This is a genomic window from Bradyrhizobium sp. NBAIM18 (assembly GCF_020193825.1).
GTDB classification, from domain to species: Bacteria; Pseudomonadota; Alphaproteobacteria; order Rhizobiales; family Xanthobacteraceae; genus Bradyrhizobium; species Bradyrhizobium yuanmingense.
Genome location: NZ_JADYVO010000010.1, coordinates 21078 through 36821, shown reverse-complemented (window position 1 = coordinate 36821; position 15744 = coordinate 21078). Strand labels below are relative to the sequence as shown.

The window sequence follows — 15744 nt, the reverse complement described above, 5'->3', positions numbered from 1 at the left end:
GCGCCTTACGCCGCCTCCGCCTTCTTCTCGTCGCGCAGCTGCCGACGCAGGATCTTGCCGACATTGGTCTTCGGCAGGTCATTGCGGAATTCGACGTGCTTGGGCACCTTGTAGCCGGTGAGCTGGTCGTGACAGAACTTGATCACGGCATCCGCCGTGAGGTTCGGGTCCTTCTTCACCACGAAGGCCTTCACCGCTTCGCCCGACTTGGAATCGGGGATGCCGATCACGGCGCATTCGAGCACGCCTGGATGGCTCGCGATGACTTCCTCGACCTCGTTCGGATAGACGTTGAAGCCGGAGACCAGGATCATGTCCTTCTTGCGGTCGACGATTTTGATATAGCCCCTCTCGTCCATCACGCCGATATCGCCGGTGCGGAAATAGCCGTCCGCGGTCATCACCTTGGCGGTCTCTTCCGGCCTGTTCCAGTAGCCGGACATCACCTGCGGGCCCTTGGCGCAGATCTCGCCCGCCTGGCCGAGCGGGACCTCGTTGCCCTCGTCGTCCCGGATCGAGATGTAAGTCGACGGCACGGGGATGCCGATCGAGCCGGCGAACTCGGTCGCCGTGGGCGGATTGCAGGTCAGGACAGGCGACGTCTCCGACAGGCCGTAGCCCTCGGCGATGCTGCAGCCCGTGATGTTCTTCCATTGCTCGGCAACGGGGCGCTGCACCGCCATGCCGCCGCCGTTCGAGATCTTCAGCTTGGAGAAGTCGAGCTTCTTGAAGTCGGGATGGTGCATCAAGGCGTTGTAGAGCGTGTTCACGGCCGGGAAGGTGTTGACCTGGTATTTCGCCAGCTCCTTGATGAAGCCGGGGATATCGCGCGGGTTCGGGATCAGCAAGTTGCAGCCGCCAGCGCGCACAGCCAGCAGATAACAGGCCGTCAGCGCGAAGATGTGATAGAGCGGCAGCGCGCAGACGATCATGAGCTGGTCGACATGCGGCGGCGCGGCGAGCGCCGGCTGCAGCCACGCATCGTTCTGCAAGACGTTGGCGACGATGTTGCGATGAAGCAACGTGGCGCCCTTGGAGACGCCGGTGGTGCCGCCGGTATATTGCAGGAAGGCGACGTCACCAGGCGACAGCTTCGGCTTGTTGAACGTCATGCCGCGGCCGGCGGACAGCGCGTCGTTGAAAGAGACCGAGCCCGGCAACGACCAGGCCGGTACCATCTTTTTGACCCGGCGGACGACGAGGTTGACGATCACGCCCTTGAAGCCGAGCAGGTCTCCCATGCTGGCGACGATGACGTGCTTCACCTGCGTCTTCGCGATCACCTGCTCGACGGTGTGGGCGAAGTTCTCCAGCACGATGATCGCTTCGGCGCCCGAATCCTTCAGCTGGTGCTCGAGCTCGCGCGGCGTATAGAGCGGGTTGACGTTGACCACCGCGAAACCGGCGCGCAGCACGGCGGCCGTCGCGACCGGGTATTGCAGCACGTTCGGCATCATGATGGCGATACGCGCGCCGCGCTGCAGCCCGCGGCCCTGCAAGTAAGCGGCGAGCGCGACCGACATCTGGTCGAGGTCGCGATAGCTGATCGACTTGTCCATGCAGATGAATGCCTTGCGGTCGGCGAACTTGGTGAAGCTCTCCTCCAGCAGGTCGACCAGCGATGCGTATTGCGTCGGCTCGATATCGGCAGGCACGCCGGGCGGATATTGCTTGAGCCAGATGCGCTCCATGGAAGACTCCCCTCATTGACCAGGGCCCGTTGTTCTCGGGCTTGCCTCGTTGTCGCCAGTATCCAGCTTGCCGGAACGGGTGGCAAGCCGTCGTGGCTTAGGGCAAAGGTCGGGCCGTCGCTACTGGAATCGTCGCAAAACGGTGCTGCCGCAGGTGCGAAGCGGGGCTGCGGTTTAGTGCCGAGCGGCGTTAACTGTTGTTGGCCGGCTTGGCCGCGGCGGGAGGCTTCGTCGCAGCGGGGGTCGTCGCTGCCTTGGGCTTGGCGGGCTTCGCCGCCTGATCGCCGCCGGCCGAAGGCTTCTCGGCGGGCTTCGCCACCGCATCCGGCTTGGTCGCGGCATGCTTGGCGCCAGCCGGCTTGGTTGCGGCCGGTTGGGGCGTGGCCGGCTTGGCCGCCTTGCCGTCAGTCGGCTTGGCATCCGGCTTGGCCGCCGCGGTCTTGGTGTCCTTGGGCTTATCGGCCGGCTTGTCGGCGGCGTCTGGCTTCTTGGCGACGCGCGGCTTCTTGGCGCGCGGCTTGGACGCGGCCTGCTGGTCGGCATCGGCTGCCACAGCGGCAATCAGGGCGGTGCCGGTGCGGGTCGGGCCGGTATAGACCAGCACGGGCTCGGTCGGCGCCGCAGCCGAGGCCATCAGCTCGGAAGCTTTCATCAGCGGCGGCTGCAGGCCTGCCGTGAAGAAGGTGAACTGGGCCGCGCCGCCGGTGGCGGAGCCCGATCCGGTCGCGCCGCCACTGGCCGCAATCAGCGCATCGTCGTCGTCGCTGGCCGGCCGCTTGCGGTTGGGTCCGCACATCTCGTCGCGCAGGTTCGGCGGCGTGGCATCGACCGGCACGAGATTGTCGACCGTGCCGAGCGAGGGGCGCAGCCAGGTGAGGTTGTCCGGAGCGAAGCCACGCTCCAGCAGCTGCGCCGCCTTCACCGCGCGTGCCGTGCCGGAGTTTGCACCGAGCACCACCGCGATCAGCCGGCGGCCGTTGCGCGTGGCCGAGGCGACGAGGTTGTAGCCGGAGGCGCAGATGAAGCCGGTCTTGAACCCGTCGGCGCCGGGATAGCGGCCGATCAGCTTGTTGAAATTGCCGGTGACGCGCTTGCCGAAGCGGATCGCCGGGATATGCATGTAGTACTCGTATTCCGGCAGGTCGCGCAGGAAAGACCGCGCCAAGATGCCGAGGTCGCGCGCAGAGGTGATCTGGCCTTCGGCGGGCAGGCCGTTTGGATTGACATAGCTCGTCTGCGCCATGCCGAGCTTCCTCGCGGTGTCGTTCATCACCGCGGAGAAGCCGTCGACCGAGCCGCTGACGCCTTCGGCGAGCACCACGGCCATGTCGTTCGCCGACTTGACCATCATCATCTTCAGCGCGTTGTCGACGGTGACTTGGGTTCCCGGGCGGAACCCCATCTTCGATGGCGATTGCGAGGCCGCGGTCGGCGACACCGTGAGCAGCGTGTCGAGCGTCAGCCTGCCGTCCTTGACCGCCTTCAGCGTCACATAGGCGGTCATGATTTTGGTCACGGAGGCCGGGTACCAGGGAAGGGTCGCGTTTTCGGCCTGCAACACCTTGCCGCTGTCGGCCTCGATCAGCAGGAGCGCTTCTGCGCTCGCCGTGCGCGGCGCGAGCATCGCGGCACAGGCGAGCGTCACAGCGAACAGGTTGAACAGGGATTTGCGAAGCAGCGGGCGAAGGGCGTGCACTATCCGATTCCGGTCCTTGGAGATCCGCCTGATACGGTCGGTTCTCGTGATCTGATTGTCGGTTCTGAAATCCAGCGCCGCCGCTTGCGGCGTCGCAAACCTATACCGGCTGGTGCGTCGAGAATAGGGGGATCGGCGCGGTATTCCGCAACGAAGTAGGCCGAATTTCGACGGTCCTCTCGGGACTTGCTAGGGGGATTTGGCAGCTGTCGCGGCAGCCTCGGCGGCCGTCACGCTGGCCCGTGCGTTCTCCTGCACCATGAACTGGGCCTTGGCCATCTCGGCAAAATGGCCGCCTTTGGCCACGAGTTCATCGAAAGTTCCGGTTTCGATCACCCGTCCATTCTCGAACACCAGAATCCGCGTGGCGTTGCGGATGGTGGAGAGGCGATGGGCGATCACGAAGGTGGTGCGGCCCCTCATCACTTCGTCGAGAGCGGCGTTCACCTTGACCTCGGTGACCGCGTCGAGCGCGGAGGTCGCCTCGTCCAGGATCAGGATCGGCGGATCCTTGAGCAGGGCGCGGGCGATCGAGAGCCGCTGCCGTTCGCCGCCGGAGAGCATGCGGCCGCGCTCGCCGGCATTGGTCTCGAAGCCGCCGCTGCGCTCGATGAATTCGAGCGCCTGCGCGCGCTCCGCCGCCTTGCGCATCTCGGCCTCGGTCGCATCCGGCTTGCCGACGCGCAAGTTCTCCGCGATCGAGCGGTTGAACAGCAGCGCTTCCTGGAACACGACACCGATGTTCCGCCGCAGCGAGGTCAGCGTGACGCCGCGCACGTCCATGCCGTCGATCTTGATGACGCCGGATTGCGGATCGAAGGCCCGGTGCAGGAGCGCAATCGCGGTGGACTTGCCGGCCCCGGTCGGGCCGACCAGCGCAATGGTCTGGCCCGGCAGCGCGGTGAAGGTGAGGTCCTCGATCGCCGGCCGTTTGCCGTCATAGGAGAACGTGACGTCGTTGAACTCGACGAGGCCCGACAGCCTGCCGGCATCGATTGCGTCAGGCCGGTCGTGCACCGCGGGCACGGCGTCGAGCACATTGAAGAACTCGCGCAGCCGCGGAGCTTCCATGAACACGTTGTTGATGAAGCTGACCACCTGCTCGAGCTTCTGGATCAGCAGCGTCGCGAAGCTCACGAACATCACGATCTCGCCGACCGAGGTCAGGCCCTGGTCGTGCAACGCGATGCCGAGGGTGAAGATCGCGAGCACCGTGATGGTGGTGGAGGCGCGCGTGATCACCGTGACCAGCGCCCACCACGACAACACCGGCATCTGCGCGGCCAGCAGCTCGTCGGCGACCGAGCGCAGCCCTTTGACCTCGGATTCGACGCGCACGAAGCTCTGCACCAGCGCGACGTTGCCGAGCGCATCAGACGCGCGCGCGGAGAGCTCGCTGTAGTGCTCCTCGACCGCCATCTGCATGCCGAAGGTCCTGCGCACCACGAAGGTGGTCAGCGCCGTGAAGACGATGCAGAGCACGAACAAGAGGATCGCCAGCCGCCAGTTCAGGTAGAGCGACAACGGCAGCAGCACCAGGACCGAAAGGATCGCGGCAAAATGCTCGCGGAAAAAGCCGAGCCACAGCCGCCACAGCGCGTCCGTGCCGTTGAGCATGACCTTCATCAGCCGGCCGGAATGGGTGCCGGAGTGGAAGGTCAACGGCAGCTGCAGGATGTGCTCGAAATAGTCGGTCAGCACCGCCTGGCGCTGGCGATGCGAGAGCCGGTCGGCCTGCAAGGCCACCAGCGCGCTGCAGACGATGGTGAACAGTCCGAACGCGACCCAGGCGACCAGGAACGGCCAGGCCGAGCTCGAGCCGGCCACGGTCTTGCCCGAGAGGACGTCGACGATCCGGCCGAACAGCACGGGCTCGGCGAACTGGGATCCCGCCAGCAGGAGGTTGGCGACCGCGAGGAGCCAGCCCAGCCGCGCCTCCTTGCCGAGCAACTCGAGAACGCGGGTGTAGAGTCGGACGATGGACATGTGGGCGAGGGACTCGGCGACGAGGGAGCCCACATTCTAAGCAGGGACCGCCGCGAGATACAGCGCAAGCTTTCAGTTTTACTCAGTTGATCAGCCGCTCTGCCCGCGGCGGCAGGAACTGGCCGTCGAAGACGTCGCGAGCCGTCGGCCGTTTGCGGAATTTGAAGTCCCGCGCGATCTGATCAATCGAACGTTCCAGGCGCGCCGGCTCGACGCCGCCGAGGCCGTAGCGCTTGACCTCGTCGGTCAGGATATTGTCGGCAAGGACCGCGTGCAGGCGCTTCAGCTCCAAATTGCGGTCGCCGTCCTCGATGCGGCTCACGGCCTCCTCCGCCGCACGCGCCGGCTCCCTGGCCGTCGCGGTGATGCCCGCGATCAAGGCGCGGACGAAGCCTTTCACGGCATCCGGCTTCGCTGCGGCGAAGGCGGTGTTGGCGACCACGGCAAAGCCGTAGGCCTCACAGCCGTAGTCCGCATAGCGCAGCACGACGAGATCGGCTTCGGGTACGCCGCGATCGCGCAGGTTCACCGCCGAGAGATAGCTGAACCCGGCGACGGCATCGACCTGTCCTGCGGACAGGATCGGCTCGCGCACCGCGGCACTGATCTTGTGGAATTTGACGTGCGATGCCTTGATGCCGTTCTGCTGCGCCAGCGCCGGCCACAGCCGCATCGACAGATCGCCGTCGGCAACGCCGACGGTCTTGCCGTCGAGGTCGGGCAGGAGACGGATGCCGCGGCTTTTGCGCGCGATGATCGCGTAAGGCGCGCGGTCGAACAGCACGAACACGGCCTTGACCGGCGCCGCGTCGTCCTTGTCGCGAAAGCGTATCAGCTCGTTGATGTCGACGAGCGCAAGCTCGCTGTCGCCTTTGGCGAGCCGTGCGAGCGCCTCCGGCGATCCGCTCGCGCTGTTGAAGGACACGTTGAGATGCTCGGCGCCGAACCTGCCGTCCTTCGCCGCAAGGAAGAATGGCGCCATGCTCGCATCGATGGGACGGTCGAAGGTGAAACGGATGGCGGTCGAGGGAGTGCCGCTCTCGGCCGCAATGCATTCGCGCACCGTCGATGCGGTGAACGCGATTGCAAGGGCCAACAGGTATTGAAGGGCGATCGTCTTGAATCCGGACATCGGTCGCGCCGGCCCCGCAATGTTATGGTTTCGTGACGCTTGGCAAGCGCCGGCCCGCGACGAACGTGCGCGCGCGAACATGAACGGCGGATGAGCGGGCTTGCGGCATCGTTACGCAACCCCGTTCAGCTTGTGTTGGGATTGGGGAACCTACTTAGGTGGTGAGTGTTTGACAGACATCAGCCTGTCGTCAGGCACATCCGAGGTCCCAAGGAGGGTCCAGATCATGTTTGACAGCCTTTCGAAGTTCGTCGGCCGCAAGGCCGTTCTGGCCACGATCGCCGTGATGGCCCTGACTGCCGCTGCACCCAGCGCCTCTTACGCGGGCGGTCGTCATTGGCATGGCGGTGGCGGCGGCGCCGCTGCTGCCGCGATGTTCGGGCTCGCCGCGACCGGCCTCGCGATCGCAGCCAGCCGCAATGCCTACGCCTATGATCCGGGTCCGGTTTACTATTACGAGGGCGGCCCGGCCTATTACAGCGGCCCCGGCTATGGTTCGTATTATTACGACTCGGGCAACCGCTACACCTATGGCGGCTACAAGAATCCCTGCGCCCACGGCTATTCCGGCTACAGCTGCTATTGACGGATCGGCCATTCTGATCGACGAACAGGCCGTCGCGCTTGCCGCGGCGGCTTGTTTTTTGCTTACATTGCCGCGTGTTAACACGCCGGCCATCTGTTTCGAGTAGTTTTGCGTACCATGAGTGATTCGCTTGAGCGGCTATATCTGGCTGTACTCGCGGCCAGAGACCTTGATCCGGCAACATCGCGCACGGCCCGGCTGTTTCAGCGTGGGCCCTCAAAAATGGCAAAGAAGCTCGCCGAAGAGGCCATCGAAGTCGTCATCGATGCGGTCAATGGCGATAGCGAGGCCGTGATCCGGGAAAGCGCCGACCTGCTCTACAATCTCACCGTGCTGTGGGCTTCGGCCGGAGTACGCCCCGAGGACGTCTGGCGGGAAATGACACGGCGGGAGGACATGCTCGGAATTGCCGAAAAACTGCCGAAGTCGCCGGCGAAATTGCCCAAAGTCGCGTCACCGCGCATGGCCTCGCGGCGGCCTATTGTCGCGCTCGACGGCCGCGCCGCGCGCAAGCGCCACTAGAAACGTCACAAATCGCTCAAAAACTGGCGATGGACAAATCCGTCCCATGGTGCTTCATCGCGGCGCCATGCTGAAACGAATGTACGACTGGTGCATCGACGCCGCCCACAAGCCCTATGCGCTCTGGATCATGGGCATCGTGTCCTTCGCCGAAAGCTCCTTCTTTCCGGTCCCGCCGGATGTGATGCTGATTCCGATGTCCCTGGCGCGGCCGCAGCGCGCCTGGTTCTATGCCGCGATCTGCACCGTGACCTCGGTGCTCGGCGGCGTCGTCGGCTACGCCATCGGCGCGCTGCTGTTCGACTCGGTCGGCCAGTGGCTGATCCAGGTCTACGGTCTCGCCGACAAGGTTGACGCCTTCCGCGCCTCCTATGCGGAATGGGGTGCGGTCATCATCCTGCTCAAAGGACTGACGCCGATCCCCTACAAGCTCGTCACCATCACCTCGGGCTTTGCCGGCTACAACATCCTCCTGTTCGTCCTGTGCTCGATCGTCGCGCGCGGCGGACGCTTCTTCGTCGTCGCGATCCTGCTCAACCGCTACGGTGACTGGATCCGGGTCAGGATCGAGCGGCATCTCGGATTGTGGGTCGCGCTCGGCGCGATCGTGCTGGTGCTCGGCTTCGTTATCGCCATCAAGCTGATCTAGAGCCGCGGCGCTTTGCCGCCGCGCCGGCTTCGGCTACGGTTGTCGTCATGATGGTTCGATCCGGCAATCCGGCGGCACGGCATGGGACGCTGATGTCGACAGCGCTGCTGCTGCTGCTGCTCGCTGCCGGAGGGGCGGCCCGGCCGCAATCCGCCCCGCCGGCGCTCGGCCTTCAGCAGCAGGGGGCGCCGGCCGGCCCGTCGCCATCGACGCCCCCTCCTTCGGCGCCGCCGGCGCGCGAGGAGAATCCCGGGCTGATCAACGAAATGGGCAAGCTGTTCGACAAGCTGCCTTTGATCCTGCCGCCGATCAAAAGCCCCAGTGAAACCATGGACGACCTGTCGCGGCTGGCCAAGCCCTCGACCATGGTGTCAGGGCGCGTGATCTGCCCGGTCTCTGCGAACGGCGCGCCCGACTGCAAGCAGGCGGCCGACCAGCTCTGCCAGGGCAAGGGCTACAAGGAAGGCAAGAGCCTGAACGCCGACTCCGCGGAAAAATGCTCGGCCAAGGTCCTGATCCCGGGCCGGCAACGTAAACCGGACGACTGCCGCACCGACACTTTCGTGACCAGCGCGCTGTGCCAGAACTGAAAGCCGGCGCGCGAGAACCAAGGAGCGCCCATGAGCCGCACGGAGCAGGACTTCCTCGGACAGCGTGAGATCGCCGACGACATCTATTACGGCGTCCAGACCATCCGGGGTAAGGAGAACTTCCACATCACCGGCATTCCGATGAACCAGGAGCCTTACTTCGTGAAGGCGCTTGGTTACGTCAAGAAGGCCGCCGCGATGGCCAATCGCGACCTCGGCGCGATCGATGCCAAGGTCGCGGACGCCATCATCCTCGGCTGCGACCGCGTTATCGCGGGCGACATGATGGATCAGTTCGTCACCGATTTCATCCAGGGCGGTGCCGGCACGTCGACCAACATGAACGCCAACGAGGTGATCGCCAACCTCGCGCTGGAATCGCTCGGCTTTGCCAAGGGCGACTACCAGCACGTCAGTCCGAACGATCACGTCAATTACGGCCAGTCGACCAACGACACCTATCCGACCGCCTTTCGGCTGGCCCTGATCCTGCGGCTCGAGAGCTACATGACCGCGTTGCGCCAGCTCCAGGAAGCCTTCTTCGCCAAGGGTCGCGAGTTCGACCGGGTGCTGAAGATGGGCCGCACGCATCTGCAGGACGCCGTGCCGATGTCGCTCGGCGCCGAATTCCGAGGCTGGGGCACCACGATCGGCGAGGAGGTCGACCGCATCTCGGAAGCGCGCGCGCTGCTGCGCGAGATCAATCTCGGCGCCACCGCGATCGGCACCTCCGTCACGGCGGCGGTCGGTTATCCCAAGCTCGCCGTCCGGCACCTCAGTGCGCTCACCGGCGTGGATTTCATCCTCGCCGGCGATCTCGTCGAGGCGACCTCCGACACCGGCGCCTATGTGCAGCTCTCCGGCGTTCTCAAGCGCACGGCCAGCAAGCTGACGAAAATCTGCAACGACATCCGCCTGCTTGCCTCCGGTCCGCGCGCGGGCTTGAACGAGATCAACCTGCCGCAGCTTCAGCCGGGCTCCTCGATCATGCCCGGCAAGGTCAATCCGGTCATTCCCGAAGTCGTCAACCAGACCAGCTTCCTCGTCATCGGCCTCGATACCACGGTGACGCTGGCGGCAAGCGCCGGTCAGCTCCAGCTCAACGTGATGGAGCCGGTGATCTCGTTCGCGCTGTTCTTCTCGATCCGCACCATGGAGCGCGCGGTCAACAGCCTGCGCGAGAATTGCGTCGTCGGCATCACCGCCAACGAGGAGCACACCCGCAACATGGTGCTGAACTCGCTCGGCATCGTCACGGTGCTGAAGCCGCTGCTCGGCTACAAGCAATGCGCCGAGATCGCGCGCGAAGGCTACAAGACCGGCAAGTCGCTGCACCAGATCGTCGTGACCGAACGCAAGCTGCTGACACAGGAGAAGTGGGACGAGATGTTCTCGTTCGAGCGGCTGATCAACCCGGATTTGATCGGGTAGGCGGTCGCTGTCATTCCGGGGCGCGCGAAGCGCGAGCCCGGAATCCATTTCGCCGCGCGTGCTGACGCCCGATGGATTCTCTGATGCGCAATCGCGCATCATAGCTCGACGCTCTGTCTCGCCCCGGAATGACGGGTGAGGAATTCCGCTGCTTGGAATTGCGGCAATGGCCTCCGCTGCGGCGCCAAAACGCAATACTTGACAGTGGAAAGATTGCCTTGTTGGTATGGCTCCCAACTTCAATTTGACCGGCTGAGAGGATCGTACCGCAATGTCCATGCCTGCCTTGTTCAAGGGGCGCCTGTCGATCCCCGTGATCGGCTCGCCGCTCTTCATCATCTCGGTGCCCGATCTCGTGATCGCGCAGTGCAAGGCGGGTGTGGTCGGCTCGTTTCCGGCGCTGAATGCGCGGCCGCCGGAGCTGCTGGACGAATGGCTGGCGCGGATCACCGAAGAGCTCGCGGCCTATGACCGCGCTCATCCCGACAGGCCGTCGGCGCCGTTCGCGGTCAACCAGATCGTGCACAAGTCGAACAACCGGCTCGACCACGACATGCAGCTCTGCGCCAAGTACAAGGTGCCGATGATCATCTCCTCGCTCGGCGCCCGCGAGGAGCTGAACCAGGCCGTGCACGGCTGGGGCGGCATCGTCTTCCACGACGTGATCAACCAGAAATTCGCGCACAAGGCGATCGAGAAGGGCGCCGACGGGCTGATCCTGGTCGCGGCCGGCGCCGGCGGCCATGCCGGCACCATCTCGCCGCTGGCCTTCGTGGCCGAGACACGAAAATGGTTCGACGGTCCGATCGCGCTGTCGGGTGCGATCGGCAACGGCAAGGCGATCCGCGCCGCGCGCATCCTGGGGGCCGACTTCGCCTATATCGGTTCGGCCTTCATCGCGACCAAGGAGGCCAATGCGGTCGAGAAGTACAAGGAGATGATCGCGGGCTCGAGCGCCGACGACATCGTCTATTCCAATCTCTTCACCGGCGTGCACGGCAATTATCTGAAGCCCTCGATCCTGGCGGCGGGCATGGACCCCGAAAATCTGCCGACGTCCGATCCCTCCAAGATGAACTTCGGCACGGACGCCTCCGGCGAGCGCGCCAAGCCGAAGGCCTGGAAGGAGATCTGGGGAAGCGGCCAAGGCATCGGCAGCATCGACAAGGTCGTGCCGGCGGCCGAGCTGATCGCGCGCTTCAAGAAGGAATACGACGAAGCGATCGATCCGCCGTTGTGATCGCACCCAGATCGAGTGCTGCATGCCCCCCATTTACCGCGTCGACGGCAACGACGTCGTCACCAGCCCCGATGCAGCCGGCCCCTGGGATCGGCGCATGCAGCACGGCTCGGCACCGGCATCGCTGGTGACATGGGCGGCTGAGCGCATCCCTGCGGCGGTGCCGATGGATGTCGCGCGCGTGACCATCGATCTGATGCGCCCGGTACCGGTGGCGCCGCTTACGATCGCCACCGAAATCTTGCGCGAGGGCCGCAAGATCCAGCTCTGCGGGATCAAGCTGCTCGCCGACGGCGTGCAGGTGGTCGGCGCCACCGTGCTCAAGATCAGGCGCCAGGCGCTGACGCTGCCCGACGAGGTCGAGGAACTTCCGGTCACGTTGCCGTCGCCGGAGGATTCATTGGTCGAGGACGGTCACGCCGCCACCAGCCCGTTCGTGCGATCGGTCTCGATGCGCGCCGCGCGCGGCCGCTTCGGCCGGGCCGGCGCCGGCGCGATCTGGTTTCGTGTCGACCATCCGCTGATCGAAGGCGAGGCCGTCTCGCAGGCGATGCGCGCCGTGGTCGCCGCCGATTTCTCCAACGGCACCGCTTCGACGCTCGACTTCCGTGCCTGGACCTACATCAACGCCGACCTCACCGTGAGCTTTGCGCGCCAGCCGGTCGGCGAGTGGATCCTGCTCGACGGCGATTCCTGGATCGGCCCCGACGGCGCGGGCCTTGCGATGTCACGCCTCGCCGACCGCCAGGGCTATTTCGGCCGCGCGGTGCAGAGCCTCGTGATCGAGAAGCGGTGAGAGGCGCTATGTGCGATCAGCCGGGCGATGACACCGATCGTGTGAGAGCTCTCTCGCGTATCGCGGGATTGAACGGCAGACTTCCGCCGCCGCGGAAGGGATGCAAGGTCGTGTTCGACCAGGGCATCCTGCCAGTTCACACACCGTAGAAGATCTTGATCCCCCACAGCACCACGATGATGGCCGTGATCAACGTGATCGCGGCGACTGCACTTTCCAGGGAAGCGACTCTCATTTCACTCTCCGCTTCCCAGCCCCGTCAGCGGTTTAGTTGATTCCCTGATTCGCCGGCAATTGCGCGGGCATCGCCGTCGCAGACTCCGTTGCGGGCTGTGGTGCCGAAGCAACAACGACACCGTAGAATTCCGGAGTCTTTACCCCACCATCCGGTCCCGCCCGCTCCAGAAGCCCGCACGCAGCACCTTCTTGTCGACCTTGCCGACCCCGGTCATCGGCAATTGCTTGACGAACTGGATCTGCTTGGGCGCATGCGCCGAGCCCTTCCGCGTCTTTACCAGGTTGATCAGCTCGTCCGGATTGGGGTTCGTCCCTTCGCGCGGGACGACGATGGCGGTGACGGCTTCGCCCCATTTCTCGTCGGGAATGCCGACGACCGCGACCATCGCCACGTCCGCGTGCTGCGACAGGACGTCCTCGACCTCGCGGGGGAAGATGTTGAAACCGCCTGTGACGATCATGTCCTTCTTGCGGTCGAGGATGAACATGTAGCCGCGCTCGTCCTGACGTGCGATGTCGCCGGTGTGGACCCAGCCGTTCTTCAGCGTCTCGGCGGTGGTATCGGGCCGCTTCCAGTACTCCGCCATCGCATGCGGCGCGCGCACGCAGATCTCGCCGGCCTCGCCCGTCTTCACCTCCTGGTCGTTGTCGTCGAGGATCTTGACCTCGCAGGCCGCGATCGGGAAGCCGCAGGACAGGAACAGCTCCGGCCGCTGGGGATCGTGGTCGGCCTTGCGCAGCACCGAGACGGGATAGCATTCGGTCTGCCCGTAGAGCTGCGAGAACACAGGGCCGATGCGTTCGATGCCCTCCAGCAGTCGGCTCGGCGACATCGCGGAGGCGCCATAGAGCACGAGCTCGAGCGAGGAGAGGTCGGTCTTGCCGAGCGCGGGCTGATCGAGCAGCACATAGATCATGGTCGGAACGAACAGCGTGAAGTTGATGCGCTCGCGTGCGATCGTTGACAGCACGGCTTCGGGATCGAAGCCTTTCAGCATGTGCACGGTGCCGCCGCGCATCAGGGTCGGCAGCACCTTCGTGCCCGCGACATGGCTGATCGGCGCGACCGTGAGGTAGCGCGCAGCCTCGGGGATCTCGAAGTCGGCCAGGATCGCGCCGGCGGCGCCGGCATTTTCGCGGTGATAGCGTAGCGCGCCCTTGGATTTTCCGGTGGTGCCGCCGGTGTAGTTCAGTGTGGCGAGATCGTCGGAGCCGGCGAGGCACTGTGCGCTGGCGTGCCCCGCACTCTCGACCGCCGCCAGCAGATCGACGCCGTAGCCGGCCGGTCCCATAGTGAAGACCGCCTTGAGCCGACCGGCCTTCGCGGCGAGCTCGCCGCCGCGGTCGCGGAAGGCGGCCGCATCCACCACCAGCATCTCGGCTTCGGAATCCTTGAGCTGAAACAGCTGGTCCTCCAGCGAGCCCAGAGGGTGGAGCCAGGTGATGCAGAGGCGGGCCAATTGGGCGGCGACGCCGGCGCACCAGCTGTCGGCGCGGTTCGCCGTGAGGAAGGCTACGCGGGCGCCGGGCTCCAAGCCGAGCCGCATGAACACGCCCTGGATCCGTCCGATCAGGTCGATGGCACCCCGATAGCTCAGCGATCCCTCGGGCCAGGCGAAAGCAATGCGGTCGGGATAGCGCGACAGCGCTCGTAGCGTCTGCGCACAAGCCGGGCATGATGCGTGGAGCGGATCAGGCATATGTTTCCTCGTTGCTTTGTCACCGGCTTATGGCGTGCCAATGTTGCTGACGACGCTAGCACAGAGACTGCGGGAGGAAACCACAAAGCCCGCGCGAGGGAGGCATGCATGCCATCAGATCGACTGCAACGCTTCCGCGATCGTCATGCTCTGCCGCTGATCGCGGCGCCGATGTTTCTGGTATCGGGCGTCGAGCTCATGGTTGCAGCCTGCCGCAACGGGGTGATCGGCAGCTTTCCCACCGCGAATTGCCGTGGCGCGGAACAGCTCGATGAATGGCTGACCGAAATCAAGCTGCGGCTGCGGCAGCATGAAGATCAAACCGGGCGAAAGGCAGCGCCACTTTGCCCGAACTTGATCGTCCACCGCTCCAATGCGCGGCTGGAGCAGGATCTCGCCGTGCTGCTGCGGCACAAGCCGGAGATCGTCATTACGTCGGTCGGCTCGCCGGCGCCAGTCTTGAAGCCGCTGCACGACGCCGGCGCGCTGGTGCTGGCGGACGTGGCCTCGATCCGCCATGCCGAACGCGCCGCGGAAGCGGGGGCGGACGGGCTGGTCCTGCTCACTGCCGGTGCTGGCGGCCAGACCGGCTGGCTCAACCCGTTCGCCTTCGTCCGTGCGGTGCGCGCATTCTACGACGGCATCATCGTGCTCGCGGGCGGAATTAGCGACGGTCGCGCGCTGCGTGCCGCCGAAGTGCTCGGCTGCGATCTCGCCTATATGGGCACGAAGTTCATCGCGACGCGTGAGAGCAGGGCGGACAAGCGTCACAAGCAGATGCTGGTCGAGAGCAGCGCCGACGACATCTTGCTCACCACCGCGTTCACGGGCTTGCAGACCAGCATGCTGAGGCCATCGATCGCGGCCGCCGGGCTCGATCCCGACAATCTGCCGGCGCGCGGCGCGATCAATATCACTGCGGATATCGACGTCGCCGCCCGCGACAGCCGCCCCAAGCGCTGGCGCGATATCTGGAGCGGCGGGCATTCGACATCGGGTGTCACTGATGTGCTCGCGGTCGAGGATCTCGTTGCGCAGACCATCGCCGAATATCGGGAAGCGGGTGGGCGGTAGCGTCGTCGCCTCTCCCACAGGGGATCGGGCAGGGTTAATCCCGCATGCCTCCGGCCCATCCCACTTAACGGCGGATTAACCATCGCCAGCCAAGAATCCCTCTTGTGGCCGCCAATCAGGACGAGAGGGACAGGCGATGGACTTCAATTATCTCAACGGCAAAACGGCTGCGACCCTGGACGAGATCCGCGTCCGCGTCGCCCATGCGCTGGCCCGCCACCCGCTGTGTCGCAACGTCCGGTTTGACATCGTCAGCGTCCCCCGGACCCGCCGCGGCGGCAATTGGACGGTGACGCTGCAATCGGTCGAGCCGCGCGCGGTCTGGGAAGCCTCGGAGATCGTCGCCGACATCCAAGATGCCTATGACCTTGCGGCAGCAGCCTGATTTCGTTGGGGGTTTCTGGACGATGTCGC

Annotated in this window: 14 protein-coding genes; 9 read left to right on the top strand and 5 right to left on the bottom strand. The window is 65.1% G+C overall.

What is annotated here, in order from left to right:
- Positions 1-5 precede the first annotated feature (5 nt).
- The 4 genes from I6F17_RS22125 to I6F17_RS22110 form a co-directional block, all read right to left on the bottom strand.
- Positions 6-1691, bottom strand: a complete 1686-nt coding sequence (locus I6F17_RS22125; protein WP_225131293.1) for a long-chain fatty acid--CoA ligase — start codon at positions 1689-1691, stop codon at positions 6-8.
- 190 nt (positions 1692-1881) lie between these two features.
- On the bottom strand, positions 1882-3387 hold the full coding sequence (locus I6F17_RS22120; protein WP_225131291.1) for a D-alanyl-D-alanine carboxypeptidase family protein: 1506 nt from the start codon (positions 3385-3387) through the stop codon (positions 1882-1884).
- Between the two features lie 189 nt (positions 3388-3576).
- The gene (locus tag I6F17_RS22115) at positions 3577-5373 is read right to left on the bottom strand and encodes a glucan ABC transporter ATP-binding protein/ permease (protein WP_225131288.1); all 1797 of its coding nucleotides are present in this window, start codon (positions 5371-5373) and stop codon (positions 3577-3579) included.
- An 82-nt stretch (positions 5374-5455) separates the two neighbouring features.
- Entirely contained in the window at positions 5456-6505 is a 1050-nt protein-coding gene (locus I6F17_RS22110) for an ABC transporter substrate-binding protein (protein ID WP_225131286.1), read from the bottom strand.
- 226 nt (positions 6506-6731) lie between these two features.
- Here I6F17_RS22110 and I6F17_RS22105 point away from each other — a divergent pair, with 226 nt between their 5' ends.
- The 7 genes from I6F17_RS22105 to I6F17_RS22075 all read left to right on the top strand — a co-directional run bounded on the left by I6F17_RS22105 (position 6732) and on the right by I6F17_RS22075 (position 12319).
- Positions 6732-7091, top strand: coding sequence for a hypothetical protein (locus tag I6F17_RS22105; RefSeq protein ID WP_036036482.1), 360 nt, complete (start codon positions 6732-6734; stop codon positions 7089-7091).
- Between the two features lie 117 nt (positions 7092-7208).
- The gene (gene hisE / locus I6F17_RS22100) at positions 7209-7613 is read left to right on the top strand and encodes a phosphoribosyl-ATP diphosphatase (protein WP_057028251.1); all 405 of its coding nucleotides are present in this window, start codon (positions 7209-7211) and stop codon (positions 7611-7613) included.
- A 46-nt stretch (positions 7614-7659) separates the two neighbouring features.
- A complete protein-coding gene (locus I6F17_RS22095; protein WP_081492862.1) occupies positions 7660-8262 on the top strand; it encodes a YqaA family protein in 603 nt (200 codons plus the stop codon).
- 47 nt (positions 8263-8309) lie between these two features.
- The gene (locus tag I6F17_RS22090; RefSeq protein ID WP_225131284.1) at positions 8310-8852 is read left to right on the top strand and encodes a hypothetical protein; all 543 of its coding nucleotides are present in this window, start codon (positions 8310-8312) and stop codon (positions 8850-8852) included.
- 30 nt (positions 8853-8882) lie between these two features.
- A complete protein-coding gene (locus I6F17_RS22085) occupies positions 8883-10283 on the top strand; it encodes an aspartate ammonia-lyase (RefSeq protein WP_036036488.1) in 1401 nt (466 codons plus the stop codon).
- 271 nt (positions 10284-10554) lie between these two features.
- The gene (locus I6F17_RS22080) at positions 10555-11523 is read left to right on the top strand and encodes a nitronate monooxygenase family protein (protein ID WP_036021244.1); all 969 of its coding nucleotides are present in this window, start codon (positions 10555-10557) and stop codon (positions 11521-11523) included.
- Between the two features lie 22 nt (positions 11524-11545).
- On the top strand, positions 11546-12319 hold the full coding sequence (locus I6F17_RS22075; RefSeq protein WP_225131282.1) for a thioesterase family protein: 774 nt from the start codon (positions 11546-11548) through the stop codon (positions 12317-12319).
- Between the two features lie 374 nt (positions 12320-12693).
- On the opposite strand, the gene I6F17_RS22070 is transcribed toward I6F17_RS22075, so the two are convergent.
- The gene (locus I6F17_RS22070; protein WP_225131280.1) at positions 12694-14256 is read right to left on the bottom strand and encodes an AMP-binding protein; all 1563 of its coding nucleotides are present in this window, start codon (positions 14254-14256) and stop codon (positions 12694-12696) included.
- 108 nt (positions 14257-14364) lie between these two features.
- On the opposite strand from I6F17_RS22070, the gene I6F17_RS22065 reads away from it, so the two are divergent.
- Entirely contained in the window at positions 14365-15330 is a 966-nt protein-coding gene (locus tag I6F17_RS22065; protein WP_225131279.1) for a nitronate monooxygenase, read from the top strand.
- Positions 15331-15466: 136 nt separating this feature from the next.
- Positions 15467-15715 (top strand): hypothetical protein, encoded by a 249-nt coding sequence (locus tag I6F17_RS22060; protein ID WP_036021252.1) that lies wholly within the window; start codon positions 15467-15469, stop codon positions 15713-15715.
- Positions 15716-15744 lie beyond the last annotated feature (29 nt).